We start from the raw sequence: 21528 nt of genomic DNA, 5'->3' as shown, positions 1-21528 counted from the left end.
CCAGGACGTCGTACGAGCGCTGAAACTGGTTGTCCGAACCGGGGGACTCACCGTGACCGGTTGTCCCTGACCGCTCACCCGTTAAGATCGTGCCTGCGCCCGGAGCACGGGGGTAACTGCGGAATACGTCGAGGAGACGGGTTCGGATGAGGCGGCAGTTCAGGGATCTCGACACGTGGCGGGGCAAGTTGACCGCGACGTGGATCTGTCTTGCGCCGCCCGCCGCGATGGTCGCCGTGTTCGTCGCCGGCGGCGTCCCGTCGAACACGTTCGTGGTCGACGCGCACGCGCTCAGCCAGCCGCGCCAGGACTCGGTGTTCGACGAGTTGGTCGAGAACGTGCCGAAGGTGCCCGGCGTCGACGGCAGCATCGGCTCGGAGAAGCGGTCCTCGATCGAGGTCCCGGTGACCGGCGCCACGGACAGCAAGCAGCAGCCGGTGATCGGCCCGAGCGGAGCGGTCTCGGGCATTCCCGGCACCGTGCTCGCGGCGTACCAGAAGGCCGCGAACGACCTCGCCGTCGCCAAGCCGAACTGCCACATCACCTGGCCGCTGCTGGCCGGGATCGGCAAGGTCGAGTCCGCGCACGCCAGCGGCGGCCGCGTCGACGCGGCCGGCAAGACCCGGGGGCAGATCCTCGGGCCGGTGCTCGACGGCGGGCCGGGCATGGCCGCGATCGGTGACACCGACGGCGGTCAGTTCGACGGCAACACCCAGTGGGACCGCGCGGTCGGCCCGATGCAGTTCATCCCGGGCACCTGGAAGGGATTCGGCGCCGACGGCAACAACGACGGCGTGAAGGACCCGCACAACGTGTTCGACGCGGCGCGGGCGGCCGGCGACTACCTCTGCTCGGCGAACGCCGACCTGAGCGATCCGCAGGGCTTGGTCGAGGCTGTGCTGCGCTACAACCACTCGATGGACTACGTGTCCACCGTGCTGCGCTGGATGAAGTCGTACAGCAACACGACCATCACCACCCCGGACGACGACGGCGTGATCACCCCGCCGGGCAACGACGACGGCAATGTGCAGAAGGACGACGACCCGACCCAGATCCCGGGCGACGACGACACCACGCCGCGGCCGTCGGCGACCACCAGTACGACGACGACCCAGCCGACCCAGCCCAGCCAGTCGACGCAGCCGACTCAGACCACTCAGCCGACCAAGTCGCCGACGCTGGTCCCCACGTCGCAGCCGACGACGCCGCTGCCGACCCCGCGGCCGTCCTCGAAGCCGCCGTGGACGAACACGCCGAAGCCGCCGACGAAGCCCTCGCCGCCGACGCTCACGCCCTCGCCGACGGACAGCGAGACCTCGACGCCGACCACCACGACGCCGACCACGACGACGCCGACCACGACGACGCCGACGCCGACGGACACGCCGACCACCACGACGCCGACGCCGACGAACACGCCGGACACCACCACGCCGACCCCGACGCCCGCGCCGGACCCGTGCGTGACGCCGACCGCGACCCCGACGGCGACGCCGACCCCGGCACCGACCTGCACCCCCGACGGTGACACGCCGAACGGCGCCGAGGGTCAAGGCACCCAGACCGCTCCTCCGAAGCCGTCGGCCTCCTGATCGGGGCCCAAGGCCCGGACATCGATCGGGGCCCCCGGCATGGATGTGGCCGGCTCGAGGCCCTGACCGGACTCGGCATCGGCGGCCTGAACACGCCCGGGACGCAGAACCGCCCCGTCGGCGCCGAAGACGCCCCGATGTGCACCCCGCCCACCGACCCGGTACGGTACCCGGAACAACGACCGAGCCACCCGCCCTCCCCGGCGGTTCACCGGTGCCAGCGCCCCGTTTCCCAGCGGGCTCCCGGCAACGTTAACTTTCCGTCAGATCTCGATAACTTTGTGGCGCGTCGTTCGTTGATCGGACTATGCGCCTAACCCGTAGTGGAAACCGTCGGGTCAAAATCATCATCGCTTCACTGTGCACGGCCCCCCTCCTGGTGGGAGCCATCGTCACGGTCGCCTCGGGCGGAGCCGGTGCCTCCGGCCAGCTCGCGGCGGACAGCCCGGTCGCCCCATCGCCTGGGGCCGGGCTGAACAGCGGTGAATTCGACGAACTGACGATGATCGTGCCGCAGCGTCCCGGAGTGGACGGCCGGATCGGATCGGACAAGCCCGCCCGCGCCGACGTGCCCGTGCAGGGCGCGACCGACGGCCGCTCGGTCGTCCGGCCGGGCCGCCCGAACGCCGTGAACGGCATCCCGCGCGGGGTTTTCCCCGCCTACCGCCGCGCCACCGCGAATCTCGCCGTGGTCCGGCCGAACTGCGGTCTCACCTGGCCCCTGCTGGCCGGGATCGGCAAGGTCGAGTCCAACCACGCCAGCGGCGGCCGGGTCGACGTGGCCGGCACGACCCGCGGCAGGCTGCTCGGCCCGGTGCTGAACGGTCGCGCCGGCCTGGGCAAGATCCCTGACACCGACCGCGGCCGGTACGACGCCGACCGGGTCTGGGACCGCGCGGTCGGCCCGATGCAGATCGTTCCGGGCGTCTGGAGCGAGTTCGGCGCCGACGGCAACGGTGACAGCTTCCGCAATCCCAACAACGTGTACGACGCGGTCACCACGGTCGCGGTCTACCTGTGCTCCGAGGGCGACGACCTGAAGCGCCCGCGTGACCTGGTCGCGGCGCTGCTGCGCTACCAGCACTCGAAGGACTTCGTCGCCACCGTGCTGCGCTGGATGCGCGTGTACAGCAAGAGCGCCGTCCTGATCCCGAACGCGAAGGGCAACCTGTCCACCCCGAAGCCGACCGGCAACGCCGAGCGCAAGGTGGATCCGCGCGACGTCCCGGACGTGCCGGACGACACCAAGGCAACGGCGACGCCGAAGCCGCTGCCGAGCACGCCGGTCGAGACCTCGGTCCCGCGGCCGGTCGACCCGACGCCGCCGGTGACCGACCGGCCGACCCGGCCGACCAGCAAGCCGACCAGGCCGCCGTCAGAACGGCCGACGCCGACGCCGACCGAGGACACCCCGACGCCGACGCCGACGCCGACCCCGGATCCGACGCCCACCCCGACGCCCACGCCGTCCACGACGCCGTCGGAGTCGCCGACCGGTTCGCCGTGCGCGACTGAGGGCAACCCCACACCCTGCACGCAGGGCAGCGGCTCGCACGGCTGACACGTTCCCGGTTACGGTCGGCGGTATGACGACGACCGGATCCGGGGTACTCAGACTCGCCGGCACGGTGCTGCCGGCCGGCGAGCGGCAGGAGATCCACCTCAGTGGCGGGCTGGTCGTCGACCGGCCCGCCACTGCTGACGTCAGCACGCTGAGCACCGACGGCTGGATCGTGCCGGGCCTGGTCGACGCGCACTGCCACATCGGCCTGGACCAGCGCGGCGCGGTCGACGAGGCGACCCAGGTGGAGCAGGCGATCGCCGACCGGGACGCCGGCGCGCTGTTGGTCCGCGACGCCGGTTCGGCCGCCGACACCCGGTGGATCGACGACCGCGAGGACCTGCCGAAGATCATCCGGGCCGGCCGGCACATCGCCCGCTCGAAGCGCTACATCCGCAACTACGGCTGGGAGATCGAGCCGTCCGAGCTGGTCGCGTACGTCGAGCAGGAGGCCCGTCGCGGTGACGGCTGGGTCAAGCTGGTCGGCGACTGGATCGACCGGGACGCCGGCGACCTGACCCCGTGCTGGCCGGCCGACGTGCTCGACGCGGCGATCGCCCGCGCGCACGAGCTCGGCGCGCGTGTCACCGCGCACGTCTTTGGGGAGCACGCGCTGCCGGACCTGCTGGCCGCGGGCATCGACTGCCTCGAGCACGCGACCGGGCTGCGGCCGGAGATGCTCGACGAGATGGCCCGGCGCGGCGTCGCCGTCGTACCGACGATCATCCAGCTGGAGAACTTCCCGATGTACGCCGACCAGGCCGAGGCGAAGTTCCCCCAGTACGCCGCCCACATGCGCGACCTGTTCGCCCGCCGCCACGAGACGCTGCGGAACGCGGTCGAGGCCGGAGTCCCGGTGTACGCCGGGACCGACGCCGGCGGCGTGCTCGGTCACGGGCTGGTCGCCGACGAGATCCGGGCGCTGACCGAGATCGGCATGTCCGGCGAGCAGGCGCTCGCGGCCGGATCGTGGGCCGCGCGCGAATGGCTCGGCGTACCGGGGGAGCTGACGCCGGGTGCGCCGGCCGACCTCGTCGTCTACGACGAGGACCCACGTCAGGATCCGCGAGTGCTCGACCGGCCGCGGCTGATCGTGCTGCGTGGCCGCGTCGTGAAGGGCTGAATCGGCCGTATCCTGCCGTGGTCGAGTGATTTCACCGAGTGACCGCAAAAAGTTCACTCAACTACTGGTCTGGCCGGAAGATATTGCCCTACCGTGAGGGAAACCTTCGACGCCCCTCGGAAGGATTCCGCCCATGTTCCACACTGCCCGCGTCCGCAGACTGACCGCCGTGCTCGCCACGGCGGCGGCCGGCGCACTCGCGTTGAGTGCGCTGCCCAGCAACGCCGCCGAGCCGGTCGAGACCGGCGCCACCTCCAGACTGGCCGAGGCGTTCAAGACCGCCGCGACCCAGTACGACGTACCGCGTGAACTGCTCGTCGGCATCGGGTACGCCGAGTCACACCTCGACGGCCACGACGGCCTGCCCAGCCAGGCCAATGGGTACGGCGTGATGCACCTGGCGAGCAACCCGGCCAACCCGACGATGTCCGAGGCCGCCAAGCTCACCGGGCTTCCGGTCGAGAAGCTCGCCAAGGATCCGGGCGCGAACGTGCGCGGCGCGGCCGCCGTCCTGGACGCCTACGCCGACAAGGCCGGTCTGCAAGGGGCCGAGCGCAACGACCTCGGCAAGTGGTACGCGGTCGTCGCGCAGTACTCGCACTCCGCCGACGGCCCGACCGCCAGGCTCTACGCCGACGAGGTCTACCGGATCATCGGCCTCGGCGTCGGCGCCGCGGGCGTCTCGACCGCGCCGGTCAAGGTGAGCCCGGACCGCGGCAAGTACGCGAACGTCGCCCCGCTCGGCACCCGGACGCCGACCTCGATCGCGGCGGTGGACTACCCGGGCGCGATCTGGAACGCGGCCAGCACCAGCAACTACCGCGTCGGCCGGACCGCGGCGATCAGCACGATCGTCATCCACGTCACCCAGGGCTCGTACGCCGGCGCGATCAGCTGGTTCAAGAACCCGGCGGCGCAGGTCAGCGCGCACTACGTGATCCGGTCCAGCGACGGCCAGGTCACCCAGATGGTGGCCGAGAAGGACACCGCCTGGCACGCCCGCAGCGCCAACCCATACACGGTCGGCATCGAGCACGAGGGCTGGGTCGACCAGCCGTCGTGGTTCACCGACGCGATGTACCGCTCGTCGGCGGCGCTGACCCGCAGCATCGCCGACCGGCGCGGCATCCCGAAGGACCGGGCGCACATTCGTGGTCACAACGAACTGCCGGACAACGACCACACCGACCCGGGCCCGAACTGGAACTGGACCTACTACATGCAGCTGGTGAACGGCGTGAACCCGAACCCGCCGACCTACAACTTCACCACCTACGGCAGCGGCGTCCGGGTCCGCTCGGACGCGCGGTTGTCCGCGTCGATCGTGACCACGCTGGCCGGCCCGACGCAGGTCTTCGTCACCTGCCAGAAGCAGGGTGACACGGTCACCGCCGAAGGCACCTCCAACAACTGGTGGTCCAAGCTGCGCGACCAGGGTGGCTACATGACCAACATCTACATCGACCACCCGGACGCCAAGCTGCCCGGCGTACCGGTCTGCTGACACGCCCGATGGGCCCGGGGGAATGCGCGCCGCCGGGCCCGTCGGGTCGGTACTATCCAGTGGACTACCCGGCGAAGAGTAGAGCCAGCTGTACCGACGGGGACGGGTCCGTTGGCGGAGGATCGGTGCTGACGACGATGGAGGCACACGATGCTCACGAAGATCCTGGCGCGGGGCTGGCCTGCCTGCCGGTACCTGCTGGTGCGGTACCTGGTCGGCATCACCGCCATTGCGGCGACGCCGATCGGGCTGCTGCTCGGCTGGGCGATTCCGGGCATCACCGCCGGTTTGGTCCGGTTCGCCAACGCCGAGCGGGCCGCCGCGACGAAGTACCTGGGACTCCCTGACGAAGCACCGATGCCGGAAGCGGTCGAACGCGGACCGGGCGACGTGGTCACGCTGGTGAAGGACCGGTCGTTCTGGCGCAGCCTGCTGGTCATCCCGCTGTCGCTGCTGACGATTCCCGGCCTGTTCGTTGCCATCAGCTCCCTTTTCGCCGCACCCGGCGGGCTGATCGGCATGGTGCTCTGGAAGCTGGACCCGGGAGAGTTCACCCTGCTCGGCGTCCCGGTCAACAGCTGGCTCGACGCGCTCCTGCTCGGGCCGGCGCAGATCCTGGTCGGACTGGCGTTCATGGCCTGGCTGGCTCCGGCCGCGGCGACCGGCTACGCCCGTGCTCTTCGACGGACGCTCGCGCCGAGCTCTGCCGAGCTGGAGACCGCCCTGCTGGCCCAGCGGGTCGAGGAGCTCACCCGAACCCGCGCCGGAGCAGTCGACTCGCACGGCGCCGAGCTGCGCCGGATCGAGCGCGACCTGCACGACGGGACCCAGGCCCAGCTGGTCTCGCTGGCGATGCGGATCGGTGTGGCCAAGCAGATGATGGCCGACAACCCGGAGCAGGCCGCCAAGCTGCTGGACGACGCCAGGGACGGCGCCGAGCAGGCGATGACCGAGCTGCGCGGAGTACTGCGGACGATGTACCCGCCGATCCTGCAGGACCGGGGCCTGGCCGGAGCGGTGTCGGCGTTGTCGGCGCGCAGCCCGATCCCGGTCGAGCTGCGGGTCGGTGAGCTCGGCCAGGTGCCGGCCGCGGTCGAGGCGGCGGCGTACTTCGTCGTGGCCGAGTCGCTGACCAACATCTCCAAGCACTCCGCGGCCGGCCACGTCGACCTGCTGCTCGAGCGGCGCGGCCCGGACCTGTACCTGGCGATCACCGACGACGGCATCGGCGGAGCCCGCGCCGGCGACGGACCGGACCAGCTCGGGCGGGGGAGCGGCCTGCGTGGCATGGTTCATCGGGTGGAAGCGATCGACGGACGGATGGAACTGACCAGCCCGATCGGTGGGCCGACGACGGTCGAGGTGGTGCTGCCGTGCGGGTCGTGATCCTGGAGGACAACCCGATCCTGGCCGAGGGCCTCGGCCTGCTGCTGGGCAACTCCGGCTTCGAGGTGATCGGGGTGGCCGGGGACGCGACCGAGTTCGCCACGCTGATGGCGACGGATCCACCGGACATCGCGGTCGTGGACGTCCGGCTGCCACCCACCTTCACCGACGAGGGCTTGCGCGCCGCGATCGAGGCCCGCCGGCTCCGGCCGGGACTCCCGGTCCTGGTCTTCTCCCAGTACGTCGAGGAGGTGTACGCCGCGGAACTGCTGGCCTCCGGCAGCGAGGGCATCGGCTACCTGCTCAAGGACCGCGTGTCGCGGGTCGACGAGTTCCTCGAGGCGCTGCACCGGGTCGCCGACGGGGGCACTGTGCTCGACCCCGAGGTGGTCAGCCAGCTGATGGTCAAGCGCAACGACCCGCTGGACCGGCTCACGCCGCGCGAGCGCGAGGTGCTCGCGCTGATGGCCGAAGGGCTCGGCAACGCCGCGATCGCGGAGAAGCTGGTGATCAGCGAAGGGGCCGTGCACAAGCACGTCGGCAACGTGTTTCTCAAGCTCGACCTGCCGCCGACCGACTCCGGTCACCGTCGCGTGCTCGCCGTGCTGGCCCATCTGGGCTTGTAAACGCTTGCCCTGACAACGTAGGTCTTCACCTCTTGACGGTTCGTGCCTGATCCAGGACGCTGAGTCGCGAGAGCGCTCTCACCGCACCCCAACCGCCCCGAGGTGAGGAGAGTCCCCGTGAAGATCTTCGTGACCACAGCCCTGGTCGCCACTGTGCTGGCCGTGCCGGTCCAAGCGGCCGCGGCCGAGCAACCGCTGGCCGTGCCGAGGCAGGCCGTCGCCATGCAGAAGGACCTCGGTCTGACCGAGCAGCAGGTTCGTGAGCGCCTGCAGGCCGAGTCCGTCGCCACCAAGCTCGTGCCCGCCGCCCAGCGCGCGGCCGGCTCGGCGTTCGGCGGAGTCTGGTACGACGCTGCCCGCGAGAAGCTCGTCGTCGGCGTGACGAGTCCGGCCGCGGCCGACGCCATACGTCGTACTGGCGCCGAGACCGCTCTGGTCAAGGTGCCCGCGGCGGTGCTCGACCAGCGGAAGGCGGCCGTCGACAAGCTGGCCGGGAAGAACGTGCCCGCGGCCGTGAGCGGATGGTCGACCGACGCCAAGTCCGGCACGGTTGTCGTGAACGTCCAGGCAGGCAAGCGTTCCGCGGCGGTCGATGCCTTCGTCAACAAAGTCGCCAAGGCCGGCGCGGTGAGTGTCCGGGAGGTCGCAGCGCAGGCGCCCCGGACCTTCGCGGCCGGAACCGTCGGAGGCGACCCGTACTACACCGGCAACGTGCGCTGCTCGATCGGCTTCTCAGTCCACGGCGGCTTCGTGACGGCCGGCCACTGCTCGGGCGCGGGCGCCAGGACGCGAGGCTGGGACGGTTCGGCTCAGGGTGTCTTCCGCGGATCGTCGTTCCCCGGCAACGACTACGCCTGGGTGCAGATCGACAGCGGCTGGTGGACCGTGCCGGTCGTGCTCGGCTGGGGCCAGGTCAGCGACCACCTGGTCCGCGGCTCCTGGGAGGCTCCCGTCGGTACGTCGGTCTGCCGCAGCGGCTCGACCACCCACTGGCACTGCGGCACGATCCTGGCCAAGAACGAGACCGTGAACTACGGCAACGGCCAGCTCTTCTACGGCGCCACCAAGACCAGCGTCTGTGCCGAGGGCGGTGACTCGGGTGGCTCGTTCATCACCGGTGACCAGGCCCAGGGCGTCACGTCCGGTGGCTGGGGCAACTGCTCCAGCGGCGGCGAGACCTGGTTCCAGCCGGTCAACGAGATCCTCGGCGCCTACGGCCTGACCCTGCACACCGCCTGACCACAGACCGTTGCGTCCGAAGCAGCGAACGCTTCTTCGGACGCAACGGAAGGGGTTCAGCAGATCGGTACGCCGGGAAGCTGGGCGGCGGGATGGTCGATGTAAATGTTGGTGATGAAGCCGCCCTGGTCGCGCAGCTTGGACCACCAGTTGTTCGTGTAGCCGTCGGCGGTCACCGTGTCGCCCTGCTTCTGGCAGGTCACCCAGACCGAGGTCGGTCCGGCGAGGGTGTTCACCACCGGTGCGCTCAGCCGGGCGTCCGCACGGACGCGGATGCCGGAGCCCCAGGTCATGAAGGCGCCACCGCCACCTCCACAGCCGTTGTCGCTGGTCAGGAAGTACTGGTTGTACGAGCCGGGGTAGGCCAGGCCCGAACCGTTGATCACGATGTTCTGACCGACGCCGTTGTACAGCTGTTCGTAGTGGATGTGCGGGCCGGAGGAGTTGCCCGTACTACCGGTGGTCCCGATCTGCTGGCCCTGCGCGACCTGCGCCCCGCTGGGTACGGAGTACGCGGCGAGGTGGAAGTAGTAGGTCTTCCAGCCGCCGCCGTGGTCGATGGCGATGTAGTTGCCGGCCCCGGTGGGCTGGGAGTAGCGGGTGGCGACACCGGCCGCCGAAGCGAGCACCGGGGTTCCGCTCGTGACCCCGCCGTCGGCGCGGACGAAGTCGAGAGCGCGGCGGACCTCGGCCGAGTGGTGGCTGTAGGTCCAGCGCTGACCACAGGGGAACGGGGCCTTGAAGTTGGGAGCGGCCTGCGCCTCGGTCGGTACCGCCACCAGCGTGGCGGCACCGACCAGGAGCGAGGCCAGAACAGCGAGAGTCCGTCTGAGCACGAGAATCAGTCCCCTCAAGCGACCGGTCACGGGCGGTGATGTCCGTGACGCCTGGAGTGATGGCTCAAGCTAACGCATCGCTGGTCAGGGAGGAACGGATTCGATTCTGGTGCAGTTACTGGTTAACGCACGGGCGGAACCGTCAGGCTGTTTCGTCCTTCACCGGCTCCAGCGTCGGCTGGCCGTCGGCCGGCTTGGTGCCGAGCGAGTCGATCAGCTGCTTGGCCAGGGCGAAGCCCGAACCGCCCATCGTGATCGTCTTGACCAGGGTGTCCTCGATGCCCTGGGCACCGTTCAGCACGACCATGTTGCCGACCTTCTCGAACGACGACGCCGCGGCCCGGACGATCTCGGGGTAGGCCTCGGCCAGCTGCTGGGCGACGACCGCGTCGGTGTTCGTGGCCAGCGCCTCGGCGCGCGCCTTGATACCGGCCGCCTCGGCCATCGCCTTGGCCTGGACGGCGGCCGCTTCGGCCTTACCGGTCAGTTCGGTGGCCTTCGCCTCCGCCTCACCGCGCAGGGTGACCTCGCGGGCCTGCGCCTCGGCGGCGGCGATCTGCGCGTCGCGCGCGGCCGCGGCCAGCGTGCGCTGCTTGTACGCCTCGGCGTCGGCCGGCTTCAGCACGCTGGACTCCAGCTGCTTCTCGGCCAGCGACGCATTCAGCTTCGCGGTCTCGGTCTCGGCGACCACGACCTCCTGGCGGGCCAGCGCCTCGGCCAGCGGGCCGGACTGCGACGCCTTCGAGTTCGCCTGGTCGACCTCGGCCTGGTAGCCGGCCTGGGCGATCGAGCTCTGCCGGACGGCGGCGGCCTTCGCGGCGGCGGCGACCTGCTCGCGCTCGGTGGCCTCCCGGTCCCGCTCGGCCTGCGCGATCCGGGCCGCGGCCTCGACCGCGGCGGCCTGCGGGCGGCCGAGGTTCTTGATGTAGCCGGACTCGTCGTCGATCTCCTGGATCTGCAGCGAGTCGACCACCAGGCCGAGCTTTTCCATGTCGCCGGCCAGCGAGCCGCGGATGTTCGTGGTCAGCGTCTCCCGGTCGTGCAGCATCTCCTCGACCGTGGTCGAGCCGACGATCGCCCGCAGGTGACCCGCGAACAGCTCGTGGATGGTGCCCATCACCTGCTCGTCGCTCTGCTCCAGGAACCGCCGGGCCGCGTTCGCGATCGAGCCGTAGTCGTCACCGACCTTGTACGCCGTGACGCCCTTGATGTGCAGCGGGATGCCCTGGCTGGACACGCACGTCACGGTCAGCGGCGTGGCCCGGATGTCCAGCGGCAGGCGGCGTACGGTCTGGAAGCCCGGGAGCACCGCGGTGCCGCGGCCGACGACGATCTTGAAGCCGAGCGTCTCGTTGACCTGCTCGTGGCTGGAGTGCGCACCGAGGCCGGAGATGATCAGCGCTTCGTTCGGTTCGGCGACCCGCCAGACCATCCGGAACAGGATCAGGAGCGCCACCAGGGCGATCGCGCCGACGATGACGTAGGTCCAGAGCATTTCCCCTCCAGGGAACGATGAATCAGAAGGCGCGAGCGACGTAGACCGTGCGCGGCGGATCGAAGTCGACCACCACCACCGGCGTACCGACCTCGATCACCTCGTCGGTCGCGGGGTAAGCGTAGAAGGCCTCGGTGGCACCGCGGACCGGCAACATCACCTCGCCGACGATTCCCGGCCCGACCCGCCCGATCACGCGTCCCCGCTTCCCCACCATGACGTACCTTCCGACGCAGTCCGGACCGTTCCAGTTCCCGCACCCTATCGCCCGGCCGATCCTCTTCCGGGTCGCTGCGGCGAGTGCCACACTGCCGTTCATGGGGGAGTTGCGGGAACTGATTCGCGCCGAGCGATTGGACCTGATCGAACTGCTGGCCACGCTGACGCCGGCGCAGTGGGCCACGCCGTCGCTGTGCGGCGGATGGACGGTTCAGGACGTCGCCGCGCATCTCGCGTGGGCGCCGGTCGCGCCGATGACGCAGACCATGACGCACCTGGTCAAAGCGGGCTTCCGGATCAACAAGGCGAGTGCGGAGCTGACCCGGAGCCTGGCGCGGCGCGGGACCGACGAGATCCTCGCGCAGCTGCGCGACAACGCCCGGACCGGCGCACTGCCGGCAGGTGTACCGGTGGCTGCGGGACTGGTCGAGGCGTTGGTGCATGCCATCGACATCAGACGTCCGCTGGGCTTGCCGGCGTCGATCTCGGCCGAAGCCTTCCGGTCCGCGGCCGGTACGTCGCTGGGGGTGCGCTGGCCGTTGACCTTGGTGGTCGGCGGCAACGCGCGCAAGCGGATCGCGGGTGTCCGCCTCGTTGCCGAGGGCTACGACTGGTCGTACGGCGACGGCCCCGAGGTCAGCGCGTCGGGGGAGGCGGTGCTGCGGCTGCTCAACGGGCGCGAGGTCGAGCGGTCCGAGCTCACCGGTCCGGGAGCCGACCTGCTCGCCTCCCGGCTGTGATCGCCGGCGACCGCGGCTCGGGACAGCCGCGGTCGCCGGACAGCTGGGATCAGCCGCGGATGGCGCCTTCGGTCGCGCCCTTGATGAACTGCCGGGCGAACACGATGAAGACGATGACCAGCGGCACCATCGCCAGCAGCGCGCCGGTCATCACCATGCTGTAGTCGACCCCGTGCGCCTTGTTCAGCGACGACAGCGCCACCTGGAGGGTGAGGTGGTCGGGATCGGTCAGCACGATCAGCGGCCAGAAGTAGTCGTTCCAGGACGCCACGAACGTGAAGATGCCGAGGAACGCCAGTGCCGGCCTGGCCGACGGCAGCGCGACGTGCCGGTACACCCCGAGGAAGCCGCAGCCGTCCAGCGTGGCCGCCTCGATCAGCTCGTCGTGCACCGAGTTCTGGAAGTACTGCCGCAGCCAGAAGATGCCGAACGCGTTCGCGGCCGCCGGGATCACCAGCGCCTTCAGCGATCCGACCCAGCCGAACGCGACCATGGTCTGGAACTGCGGGACCACCGACAGCTGCGCGGGCAGCAGCATCGTCGCCAGCAGTACGACGAACAGCGTCTTGCGCCCGGGGAACCGGAACTTGGCGAACGTGAACGCCGCCAGCGAGTCGAAGAACAGCACCAGCAGCGTCGTACTGATCGCGACGATCGCGGTGTTGGCCATCGAGGAGAAGAACGCGACGTTCTCGAGCACGTGCCGCACGTTGTCGTCGAACTGCGAGCCGAAGGTGAACTTCGGCGGGTACCGGTAGATGTCGGACGTCGTGTTGGTCGCCATCACCAGCGTCCAGAAGAACGGGAACAGGCACAGCAGTCCGGCGATCGTCAGCAGGACGTGCAGCAGGATCCCGCGACCCCGGTTCATTCGGTGCTCCTTCCCCGGAACAACCGCCAGTTGATCGCCGTGAACAGCAGCACCAGCAAGAAGATGCTGACCGCGATCGCGCCGGCGTAGCCGTAGTCGTTGGCCCGGAAGGCGGTGTTGTAGAAGTACAGAACGGTGGTCAGGCCGCTCTGGTCGGCGCCACCGGTCTCACCGACCATCACCTGCGGCTCGGTGAACGTCTGCAGCCCGCCGATCGTGGAGATGATCACGGTGAACAGCACCACCGGCCGCAGTTGCGGCAGCGTGATCGAGAAGAACGTCCGGAACGGGCCGGCGCCGTCCACCTTGGCCGCCTCGTACTGCTCGGTCGGGATCGCCTGCAGCCCGGCCAGGTAGATGATCGTGTTGTAACCGGTCCACTGCCACACGATCATGGTCGAGATCGCGATCTTGATGCCCCACGGCTGCCCGAGCCAGTCCTCGGTCGGCAGCCCGAGCGCGCGCAGCCCGGAGTTGATCAGCCCGAAGTTGGTGCTGAACACGGCGGCGAAGAAGATCGCCGCCGCGACCAGCGAGGTGATGTTCGGGATGAAGTACGCGATCCGGTAGACGCCCTTGAACCGGATCGCCGAGTTCAGCATCACCGCCAGCACCAGCGCGATGGTCAGCGTCGGCGCGGTCGACATGACGAACAGCACCAGCGTGTTCCACAACGACAGCCAGAACGTGCTGTCCTCGATCAGGAACCGGAAGTTCTGCAGACCGACCATCTGCCGTGGTCCCAGGCCGTCCCACTTCTGGAAGGCCAGCAGGATCGTCGAGGCGACCGGGTACAGCCCGAACACCGCGAACAGGACATAGAACGGCGACAGCGCGAGGTAGAACCGCCAGTACGACCAGATGCTCTTGCGCGGCCGCCCCGGTGCCGGCGTACCGGTGGACCGGGGCGGGGCGGTCGCGGTCAGCGTCACTGCACGCCCTGACGCTTGCCGATCTGCTTCGCCTGCGAGACCGCCTGCTGCCAGGCCACCTCGGACGACTTGCTGCCGGCCTGGACCGACTTCAGCGCGGCCGTGTACGGCGCGGCGACCGCGGCGTCCAGCGGCGCCTCGTACGCGATCGGGATGTTCTTCGCGGCCGGGCCGAACACGTCGATCGTCGCCTGGCCACCGAAGAAGGGGTCGGCCGCCTTGAGCTGCGGCTTGTCGTACGCGGCCGGCGTGGCCGGGAAGATCTGCGCGTCGGCGAACGCCTTGGCCTGGTTGTCCGGGCTGAGCAGGTACTTGATCACCTCGAAGGCGGCCGCCGGGTCCGCGGCGCTCTTGGTGATGGTCAGGAACGACCCGCCGAAGTTCGCCGGGCCGCCGGGCGTCGGGGCGACCCGCCACTTGCCGATGCTGGTCTTGCAGGCGGCCTTGATGTCGAGCGCGACCCAGGCGGCGCCGGTCACGGTCGGCACCGTGCCCTGGTCGAGGCCGGCGTTCCAGTCCGGCGTACCGCCCGGGGTGCGGCCCTCGACCTTGGTGGTGATCGCCTTCACCGCCAGGTCCCAGGCCCGGCGGATGTGGTCCTGGTCGCCGATGAACTTGTTGTCCTTGTCGATGTAGCGCTCGGTGCCCTGGTTGACGATCGTGCCGAACATGTCGGTCGCGTCGGCGACGATCGGTGCCTTCGGGTTGGCCTTACGCAGCTCGAGCCCGGCGGCCAGCAGGTCCTCCCAGGTCTTCAGCTGCGCGCCGACCTTCGCCGGGTCGCTCGGCAGGCCGGCCTTGGCGAAGACGTCCTCGCGATAGAACAGCGCGGTCGGGCCGATGTCGATCGGCAGCCCGATCACCTTGCCGTCCAGCGTGGTGGCCTGCTTGACCTTCCACTCCAGGTAGTCGCCGAGCACGGAGTCCGCGCCGACCGACTTCAGGTCGACGAACCGCTCGGCCTGCGGCAGCAGCGAGGCGATGTCCTCGCCCTTGATGCCGGTGACGTCCGGGATGCCGGTGCCGCCGTTGATCGTGGTCAGCAGCTTCTGCTTGAAGTCGCCGCCGATCTCGGTGTACTTGATGTGCTGGTCGGGGAAGTGCGCGACCGTGTCGTCGACCACGGACTTGCCCAGGCCGCCGGGCCAGCACCACAGCGCGAGGTTGCCGGTCGTGTTCTTCTTGCCGGCGCCGGCGTCCATGCTCGACGAGCAGCCGGTGGCCGCGGCGGCGACCGCGGCGAAGCTCCCAGCGAGCAGCGTGCGACGGGAGAGCTCCATGGTTCTACCTTCCTGACTGGTCGCGCGGAGTCGCGCTTCCGATGGGTGCGCCGGGGCCGTGGTCGGCCACCAGCGCGGCAAGGGATTGGTCTTCGGGGTGGTCGTGCTGCCAGGCGGCGAGATCGGCCCAGGTCGGTGCCGCGTCCGCGCCGCCGTACCGGGTGACCGAGATGGCCGCGGTCAGCGCGCCGAACCGGACCCGCTCGGCCAGCGGCAGACCCCACAGCGTGGCCGCGATGAATCCGGCGGCGAACACGTCACCCGCCCCGGTGCTGTCCACCGCCGGAACCTGGTGGGCCGGTACGGCGATCCGTTCGCCGGTGCCGGCGTCGAGCGCGAGCGCGCCCTGGTCCCCGTTGGACACGACCACCAGCGGGACCTTCTCGGCGAGCTTGGTGAGCGCCTGGTCCGGGGTGTCGGTCCGGGTGTAGCTCATCGCCTCACCGGCGTTCGGCAGGAACACGTCGCAGTGCTGGAGCTGGTCCAGGACCTGGGGGTCCCAGCGCTCCGACGGGTCCCAGCCGACGTCGGCGAACACCACGCTGCCGGCCGCCTTCGACTTCGCCAGCCACTCGTTCGGCCAGGGACCGATGTGGGCGGCGACCGCGCGGGCGGCCGGCGGCGTGGTGATCAGCTCGTCGGCCGACAGTGGGGGAGGGGTACCCCTGGTGACCAGTGCCCGGTCGTTGTCATAGGCAAGAGCCACCGTGAGGGGGGTCTGCCAGCCGTCGAGCCTGCGGGAGAGCGTCAGGTCGACGCCCTCGTGGTGGGTGAGCCGGTCGCGGACCCGGTCGCCGAGATCGTCGGCGCCGAAGACCGCGGCCAGGCCGGTGCGCAGACCGAGCCGGGCCAGGGCGACCGCGAAGTTCGCGATTCCGCCCGGGCTCTCGGCCGAGTCGGTCGCCCAGACCTCGGTGCCGGGGCGCGGAGCAGTGGGCAGGCCGAGCACGAGGTCGTGGAAGACCAGGCCGGAGACTACGACATCCAGCTCGCTCATCGGTCCACACTCCTGCACGGTCGCTCAAACTCGTGCAGACAGTGTGGTCCTTTCGAGCAAACCGCGCAATACCCGTGCAGATATCTGCGTGAGTGTGACGGAGTTTGCGTGATACGGTCTCTCCGTGTTGCCGAAGCAGCGTCAGGACCAGATCGTCCGCGCGCTCCGGGCCGACGGGGCCGGGGGCGTCAAAGTGCTGGCCGCGCAGCTGGGGGTCAGCGAGGCGACCATCCGCCGCGACCTCGAGCAGTTGCACGCGCAGGGCCGGCTGACCAGGGTGTACGGCGGTGCGCTGGCCGTCGACGGCGGCGACGAGCCGTTCGCCGAGGTGAGCGAGGTGCGCGCCGACGAGAAGAACCGGATCGCCCGCGCGGCCGCCGAGCTGATCGAGGACGGCGAGTCGGTGCTGCTCGACATCGGGACCACCGCGCTGCGGCTGGCGCAGCAGTTGCACGGCCGCTCGCTGACCGTTGTCACCAGCAACCTCGCGGTCCTCGAGGAGTTGCAGAACGACGAGCAGATCGAACTGATCGTGCTGGGCGGGTTTCTGCGCCGCAGCTACCGGTCACTGGTCGGCTACCTGACCGAGGAGAGCCTGCGGCAGATTCATGTCGACACGTTGTTCCTCGGCACCAGCGGCGTCCGGCCCGACGGCCGGGTGATGGACAGCACGATGATCGAGGTGCCGGTGAAACGCGCGATGATCCAGGCCGCCGACCGGGTGGTGCTGCTGGCCGACGCGACCAAGTTCCCCGGCCACGGCGTCGCCAAGGTCTGCGACCCGTCCGAACTGACCACCGTGGTGACCGAGGCGAGCGCCGACGAGCACACCCGGGCCCAACTGACCGAAGCAGGAGTACAGGTGGTGCTGGCGTGAAACTGACCATCCTCGGCGGCGGGGGCTTCCGCGTCCCGCTCGTCTACCAGGCGCTGCTGTCCGACCGCGGCGAAGGCCGGATCACGGCAGTCACGCTGTACGACACCGACCAGACCCGGCTGAACGCGATCACCGCCGTACTGAAGCAGCAGGCTCTTTCCTTTCCTGATGCTCCGGCGGTGACCCCGACCACCGATCTCGACGAGGCGCTGCGGGGTGCCGACTTCGTCTTCTCCGCCATTCGGGTGGGTGGGCTCGAGGGCCGCACCATCGACGAGCGGGTGGCGCTCGACCTCGGCGTACTCGGGCAGGAGACCGTTGGCGCCGGCGGAATCGCGTACGGGCTGCGCACCCTGCCGGTGGCGACCGCCATCGCGCAGCGGATCGCCGTACTGGCTCCGGAGGCGTGGGTCATCAACTTCACCAACCCGGCCGGCATGGTGACCGAGGCGATGCTGCCGTACCTGGGCGACCGGGTGATCGGCATCTGCGACTCGCCGTCCGGGCTCGGCCGTCGCGCCGCACTGGCCCTCGGGCTGGACGCCTCGAAGACCTTCTACGACTACGCCGGCCTGAACCACCTCGGCTGGCTCCGCGGTCTCCAGTACGGCGGTGTCGACCACCTCCCCGCGCTGCTCGCGAACCCCTCCGCGCTCGGCGACTTCGAGGAGGGGCGCCTGTTCGGCGTCGAGTGGCTGCGCTCGCTGGGCTCGATCCCGAACGAGTACCTGCACTACTACTACTTCGCCCGCGAGACCCTCGCTGCCGTCCAGTCGGTCGAGAAGACCCGCGGCACGTTCCTGCTCGAGCAGCAGTCCGATTTCTACGCCGAGACCGCCCGCCGCCCCGGCGACGCGCTCGAGTTGTGGCAGAAGACCCGCGCCGAGCGCGAGTCGACGTACATGGTGGAGAGCCGGGAGATCGCCGACGCCGGCGAACGTGACGAGCGGGACATGTCGGCCGGCGGCTACGAGCAGGTCGCGCTGTCGCTGATGCGCGCGATCGCCCACAACGAGCGGGCCTCGCTGATCCTCAACGTCCGCAACCGCGGCACGCTGAAGCACCTGGACGACGACGCGGTCGTGGAGATCCCCTGCACGGTCGACGCGAACGGCGCCCGGCCGCTCACCGTCTCCCAGCTCACCGACCACCAGGCCGGTCTGGTCAGCGCGGTGAAGGCGGTCGAGCGGTCCACGATCGAGGCCGCCGCGTCGGGCTCCCGCGCGACCGCCCTGCGTGCGTTCGCCTGGCACCCGCTGATCGACTCGGTGAACACCGCGGGCAAGCTGCTCGACGGGTACGTCGCGCACCTGCCCGAGCTGGCCGCCTTCCGCGACTGACCGGAATTGGTTGGTGAGGGCCGGATCTGGCAGAATGTCAGGCTGAGTCCGTCCGGATGCTGTGCAGCCCTCTAACTCCACGCGCCGGCCGGCCCATTCGAGTGGTCATCCGTTGTCCCCACGACGGCGCGCCGCTCACCCACCTGTAATTCCCGAGGGAGACCCCACAAACGTGGCAGTCAAGATCCGTTTGAAGCGCATCGGCAAGAAGCGTGCGCCGCACTACCGCATCGTCGTGATGGACGCCCGCGCCAAGCGCGACGGCCGCGCGATCGAGGAGATCGGCAAGTACAACCCGAAGGCCGAGCCGTCGTTCATCCACGTCGAGTCGGACCGGGCGCAGTACTGGCTGAGCGTCGGCGCGCAGCCGACCGAGGCCGTGCAGGCGATCTTCAAGGCCAGCGGTGACTGGCAGAAGTTCAAGGGTCTCGAGGCCCCGGCGCCGCTGCGGGTCAAGGAGCCGAAGCGGGACAAGCTGGAGATCTTCAACGAGGCCCTCGCCGAGGCGCACGGCACGCTGAAGACCGAGGCCGTCACCACCAAGAAGACCGCCGCGAAGAAGGCCGACAAGAAGGACGAGCCGGCCAAGGACGACGCGAAGACCGACGAGCCGAAGGCCGAGGCCACTGAGGCCGCCGCCGACGCTCCGGCCGCCGAGGCCGCGCCGGCCGACGACGCCAAGGCCTGACCATGATGGAGACCGAGGCGCTCGAGCACCTGGTCCGAGGCATCGTGGACAACCCTGACGACGTCAACGTCCGGGCCCGCAACCTGCGGCGCGGACGCACGCTCGAGGTGCACGTGCACCCCGACGACATCGGCAAGGTGATCGGCCGCAACGGCCGGACGGCGACCGCGATCCGCACCGTGGTCGGGGCGCTCAGCTCCGAGTCGTCGGTCCGGATCGACTTCGTCGACGAGGTCAACCGGCGCTCGCGCCGCTGACCGGTTGCAGTTTCTGGAGGGCCGTACCCGCTGGGTGCGGCCCTTCGCCTTATCTTCGGCAGTACGGCGTCCGGCCCGGCCAGGGCCGGCGGTGAGCAGAGAGGGACACACGGGTGTTGGTGACCGTCGGCCGGATCGGCCGGGCACACGGGATCAAGGGCGAGGTCGGGCTGATCGTGCAGACCGACGAGCCGGACCGGCGGTTCGCCGACGGCGCGACCCTGGTCACGGACTCCAAGACGGCTCGGACGTTGACCGTCGAGTCCAGCCGCTGGCACAGCGGCCGCCTGCTGGTGAAGTTCGCCGAGGCGAAGGACCGGACCGCCGCGGAGAACCTGCGCAACCTCGTGCTGCAGGCCGACATCCCCGAGGACGAGCGCCCGGAGGACCCCGACGAGTACTACGACCGTGAGCTGATCGGCCTGGCCGTCCGCACCACCGACGGCGAGCAGGCCGGCGAGGTGATCGACGTGGTCCACCTGCCGTCGCAGGACCTGCTGGAGATCCGCCGTCCGGGCGGCAGCGCCGTACTGGTGCCGCTGGTCGAGGAGCTGGTCCCCGAGATCAGCCTGGACGAGGGCTACGTGCTGGTGGCCGACCGGCCCGGCCTGCTCGACCCGGCGGGCGCTGAAGTGGCCCCGACCGACCCTGGCGCCAGCTGATGAGGCTGGACGTCTTCTCGATCTTCCCGGAGTACCTGGCCGCCCTGGACCTCAGTCTGGTCGGCAAGGCGGCGAAGAGCGGGCTGCTGGACGTCCGGGTGCACGACCTGCGCGACTGGACCCACGACCGGCACCGCACGGTCGACGACACCCCGTCGGGCGGTGGCGCCGGCATGGTGATGAAGCCGGAGCCGTGGGGCGAGGCGCTGGACGCCGTGGCCCCGGCCGACGGCCCGGCGCAGCCGCGGCTGATCGTGCCGACGCCCGCCGGCCGGCCGTTCAGCCAGGAGCTGGCCTACGAGCTGGCCGCCGAGCCGTGGCTGGCCTTCGCCTGCGGCCGGTACGAGGGGATCGACGCGCGGGTTGCGGCGTACGCCGGTGAGCGGATGCGCGTCGACGAGATCTCCATCGGCGACTACGTGCTGAACGGCGGGGAGGTCGCCGTCCTGGTCATGGTCGAGGCGGTGGCCCGGCTGCTGCCCGGCGTGATCGGCAACCCGGAGTCGCTCGCGGAGGAGTCGCATTCCGGCGACGGCCTGCTGGAGTATCCCGTCTACACGAAGCCGACCTCCTGGCGCGGGTACGACGTACCGGAGATCCTGCTGTCCGGGAACCACGCCCTGATCGCCCAATGGCGCCACGAGCAGGCCGTACGGCGTACTGCGGAGCGCCGGCCGGACCTGCTCGCCGCGTGGGGCGGCGCTGTCGCGGGCAAGGACGACGCGGCGGCGCTGGTCGACGTACTGCCTGCTGTGGAGAGCGACGCGGGGGAGTTGCTCACGCTGCAGCGCGCCGCGTACCTGTCCGAGGCGCTGGCCTACGACGACTTCACGATCCCGCCGTTGCTCGAGCCGCTGGAAGGCACAGTCGAGCGGATCCGGCAGGGTCAGGTCTGGAAGGCCGTGGCGGGGACTCGCATCGTCGGATCCGTGCACCTGGCCGTCGACGGCTCGGTGGGCCGGATCGGCCGGCTGATGGTCGCGCCGGACTGGCAGGGCCGCGGGGTCGGGACGAGGCTGCTGAAGCTGGCCGAGCAGACCGCGCCGGCCGAGGTCACGTCGTACGAGCTGTTCACCGGTGCGGAGAGTGAGGACAACCTGCGGCTCTACCGCCGGGCCGGTTACCGAGAGGTCCGGCGTGATCCACACACCGCGAAGGTCGACCTGGTGCTGCTGGCCAAGCGGCGGCGGAAACGCTGATTTCGCTGCGACCGTCGCCGTGTGGCAAACTTGGTCGCTGTTGCCGTGCGGTGCTCCTGCCACAGGGGGTGACCACCACACCGGCGACATCCTTCAGCTTC

Annotated in this window: 21 protein-coding genes; 14 read left to right on the top strand and 7 right to left on the bottom strand. The window is 70.2% G+C overall.

Annotated features, from left to right (window positions below; translation table 11 throughout):
• Positions 1-146: 146 nt before the first annotated feature.
• From BWI15_RS39210 to BWI15_RS03000, 7 genes are all read left to right on the top strand, one after another.
• Complete coding sequence (locus BWI15_RS39210; RefSeq protein ID WP_077012730.1) at positions 147-1595, top strand: lytic transglycosylase domain-containing protein; 1449 nt, start codon at positions 147-149, stop codon at positions 1593-1595.
• Positions 1596-1974: 379 nt separating this feature from the next.
• Positions 1975-3156 carry a lytic transglycosylase domain-containing protein gene (locus BWI15_RS03025; RefSeq protein WP_237771102.1) on the top strand — a complete coding sequence of 394 codons (1182 nt, stop codon included), beginning with the start codon at positions 1975-1977 and terminating at the stop codon, positions 3154-3156.
• Between the two features lie 25 nt (positions 3157-3181).
• The gene (locus BWI15_RS03020) at positions 3182-4279 is read left to right on the top strand and encodes an amidohydrolase family protein (protein WP_077012728.1); all 1098 of its coding nucleotides are present in this window, start codon (positions 3182-3184) and stop codon (positions 4277-4279) included.
• 133 nt (positions 4280-4412) lie between these two features.
• The gene (locus tag BWI15_RS03015) at positions 4413-5783 is read left to right on the top strand and encodes an N-acetylmuramoyl-L-alanine amidase (protein ID WP_077012727.1); all 1371 of its coding nucleotides are present in this window, start codon (positions 4413-4415) and stop codon (positions 5781-5783) included.
• Positions 5784-5933: 150 nt separating this feature from the next.
• On the top strand, positions 5934-7169 hold the full coding sequence (locus BWI15_RS03010) for a sensor histidine kinase (RefSeq protein ID WP_077012726.1): 1236 nt from the start codon (positions 5934-5936) through the stop codon (positions 7167-7169).
• Positions 7157-7795 carry a LuxR C-terminal-related transcriptional regulator gene (locus BWI15_RS03005; RefSeq protein ID WP_077012725.1) on the top strand — a complete coding sequence of 213 codons (639 nt, stop codon included), beginning with the start codon at positions 7157-7159 and terminating at the stop codon, positions 7793-7795. The genes BWI15_RS03010 and BWI15_RS03005 overlap by 13 nt, the downstream gene beginning before the upstream one ends.
• A gap of 117 nt (positions 7796-7912) precedes the next feature.
• Positions 7913-9034: a S1 family peptidase gene (locus BWI15_RS03000; RefSeq protein ID WP_083750533.1), complete on the top strand. Its 1122-nt coding sequence runs from the start codon at positions 7913-7915 to the stop codon at positions 9032-9034.
• A 56-nt stretch (positions 9035-9090) separates the two neighbouring features.
• Here the strand turns inward: BWI15_RS03000 and BWI15_RS02995 are convergent, their stop codons facing one another.
• From BWI15_RS02995 to BWI15_RS02985, 3 genes are all read right to left on the bottom strand, one after another.
• Entirely contained in the window at positions 9091-9870 is a 780-nt protein-coding gene (locus BWI15_RS02995; RefSeq protein ID WP_202817560.1) for a M23 family metallopeptidase, read from the bottom strand.
• A 142-nt stretch (positions 9871-10012) separates the two neighbouring features.
• On the bottom strand, positions 10013-11365 hold the full coding sequence (locus BWI15_RS02990; RefSeq protein WP_077012723.1) for a flotillin family protein: 1353 nt from the start codon (positions 11363-11365) through the stop codon (positions 10013-10015).
• A 22-nt stretch (positions 11366-11387) separates the two neighbouring features.
• Entirely contained in the window at positions 11388-11582 is a 195-nt protein-coding gene (locus tag BWI15_RS02985; RefSeq protein WP_077012722.1) for a hypothetical protein, read from the bottom strand.
• A 100-nt stretch (positions 11583-11682) separates the two neighbouring features.
• Between BWI15_RS02985 and BWI15_RS02980 the strand changes: the two genes are divergently transcribed.
• Positions 11683-12324, top strand: a complete 642-nt coding sequence (locus tag BWI15_RS02980; RefSeq protein WP_077012901.1) for a maleylpyruvate isomerase family mycothiol-dependent enzyme — start codon at positions 11683-11685, stop codon at positions 12322-12324.
• Positions 12325-12373: 49 nt separating this feature from the next.
• On the opposite strand, the gene BWI15_RS02975 is transcribed toward BWI15_RS02980, so the two are convergent.
• From BWI15_RS02975 to BWI15_RS02960, 4 genes are read right to left on the bottom strand one after another with little or no spacing between them, the layout of a single operon-like run.
• The gene (locus tag BWI15_RS02975) at positions 12374-13195 is read right to left on the bottom strand and encodes a carbohydrate ABC transporter permease (protein ID WP_077012721.1); all 822 of its coding nucleotides are present in this window, start codon (positions 13193-13195) and stop codon (positions 12374-12376) included.
• Complete coding sequence (locus tag BWI15_RS02970; protein WP_077012720.1) at positions 13192-14127, bottom strand: carbohydrate ABC transporter permease; 936 nt, start codon at positions 14125-14127, stop codon at positions 13192-13194. Before BWI15_RS02970 ends, BWI15_RS02975 begins: the two co-directional genes overlap by 4 nt.
• Positions 14124-15407, bottom strand: coding sequence for an ABC transporter substrate-binding protein (locus BWI15_RS02965; protein WP_077012719.1), 1284 nt, complete (start codon positions 15405-15407; stop codon positions 14124-14126). Before BWI15_RS02965 ends, BWI15_RS02970 begins: the two co-directional genes overlap by 4 nt.
• A 4-nt stretch (positions 15408-15411) precedes the next feature.
• Positions 15412-16404, bottom strand: coding sequence for a carbohydrate kinase family protein (locus BWI15_RS02960; protein ID WP_077012718.1), 993 nt, complete (start codon positions 16402-16404; stop codon positions 15412-15414).
• 124 nt (positions 16405-16528) lie between these two features.
• Between BWI15_RS02960 and BWI15_RS02955 the strand changes: the two genes are divergently transcribed.
• The 6 genes from BWI15_RS02955 (at position 16529) to trmD (ending at position 21427) form a co-directional block, all read left to right on the top strand.
• A complete protein-coding gene (locus BWI15_RS02955; RefSeq protein ID WP_077012717.1) occupies positions 16529-17281 on the top strand; it encodes a DeoR/GlpR family DNA-binding transcription regulator in 753 nt (250 codons plus the stop codon).
• A complete protein-coding gene (locus BWI15_RS02950) occupies positions 17278-18621 on the top strand; it encodes a 6-phospho-beta-glucosidase (RefSeq protein ID WP_077012716.1) in 1344 nt (447 codons plus the stop codon). Before BWI15_RS02955 ends, BWI15_RS02950 begins: the two co-directional genes overlap by 4 nt.
• Positions 18622-18793: 172 nt before the next feature.
• Positions 18794-19309 carry a 30S ribosomal protein S16 gene (gene rpsP, locus BWI15_RS02945; RefSeq protein ID WP_077012715.1) on the top strand — a complete coding sequence of 172 codons (516 nt, stop codon included), beginning with the start codon at positions 18794-18796 and terminating at the stop codon, positions 19307-19309.
• A gap of 5 nt (positions 19310-19314) precedes the next feature.
• A complete protein-coding gene (locus tag BWI15_RS02940; protein ID WP_077012900.1) occupies positions 19315-19566 on the top strand; it encodes an RNA-binding protein in 252 nt (83 codons plus the stop codon).
• 113 nt (positions 19567-19679) lie between these two features.
• The gene (gene rimM / locus BWI15_RS02935; protein WP_077012714.1) at positions 19680-20228 is read left to right on the top strand and encodes a ribosome maturation factor RimM; all 549 of its coding nucleotides are present in this window, start codon (positions 19680-19682) and stop codon (positions 20226-20228) included.
• Positions 20228-21427: a tRNA (guanosine(37)-N1)-methyltransferase TrmD gene (gene trmD / locus BWI15_RS02930; protein ID WP_077012713.1), complete on the top strand. Its 1200-nt coding sequence runs from the start codon at positions 20228-20230 to the stop codon at positions 21425-21427. The genes rimM and trmD overlap by 1 nt, the downstream gene beginning before the upstream one ends.
• Positions 21428-21528: the final 101 nt, after the last annotated feature.

Origin of the sequence: Kribbella sp. ALI-6-A, from assembly GCF_001984195.1 — a bacterium.
Lineage (GTDB): Bacteria > Actinomycetota > Actinomycetes > Propionibacteriales > Kribbellaceae > Kribbella.
This window is presented reverse-complemented; position numbering and strand designations above follow the sequence as displayed.

What these genes read in the sequence shown, in the direction of transcription:
- BWI15_RS39210 (WP_077012730.1), top strand. Translation starts at nt 147, where the DNA reads ATGAGGCGGCAGTTCAGGGATCTCGACACGTGGCGGGGCAAGTTGACC.
- BWI15_RS03020 (WP_077012728.1), top strand. Translation starts at nt 3,182, where the DNA reads ATGACGACGACCGGATCCGGGGTACTCAGACTCGCCGGCACGGTGCTG.
- BWI15_RS03015 (WP_077012727.1), top strand. Translation starts at nt 4,413, where the DNA reads ATGTTCCACACTGCCCGCGTCCGCAGACTGACCGCCGTGCTCGCCACG.
- BWI15_RS03010 (WP_077012726.1), top strand. Translation starts at nt 5,934, where the DNA reads ATGCTCACGAAGATCCTGGCGCGGGGCTGGCCTGCCTGCCGGTACCTG.
- BWI15_RS02990 (WP_077012723.1), bottom strand. Translation starts at nt 11,365, where the DNA reads ATGCTCTGGACCTACGTCATCGTCGGCGCGATCGCCCTGGTGGCGCTC.
- BWI15_RS02985 (WP_077012722.1), bottom strand. Translation starts at nt 11,582, where the DNA reads ATGGTGGGGAAGCGGGGACGCGTGATCGGGCGGGTCGGGCCGGGAATC.
- BWI15_RS02980 (WP_077012901.1), top strand. Translation starts at nt 11,683, where the DNA reads ATGGGGGAGTTGCGGGAACTGATTCGCGCCGAGCGATTGGACCTGATC.
- BWI15_RS02975 (WP_077012721.1), bottom strand. Translation starts at nt 13,195, where the DNA reads ATGAACCGGGGTCGCGGGATCCTGCTGCACGTCCTGCTGACGATCGCC.
- BWI15_RS02965 (WP_077012719.1), bottom strand. Translation starts at nt 15,407, where the DNA reads ATGGAGCTCTCCCGTCGCACGCTGCTCGCTGGGAGCTTCGCCGCGGTC.
- BWI15_RS02960 (WP_077012718.1), bottom strand. Translation starts at nt 16,404, where the DNA reads ATGAGCGAGCTGGATGTCGTAGTCTCCGGCCTGGTCTTCCACGACCTC.
- BWI15_RS02940 (WP_077012900.1), top strand. Translation starts at nt 19,315, where the DNA reads ATGGAGACCGAGGCGCTCGAGCACCTGGTCCGAGGCATCGTGGACAAC.
- trmD (WP_077012713.1), top strand. Translation starts at nt 20,228, where the DNA reads ATGAGGCTGGACGTCTTCTCGATCTTCCCGGAGTACCTGGCCGCCCTG.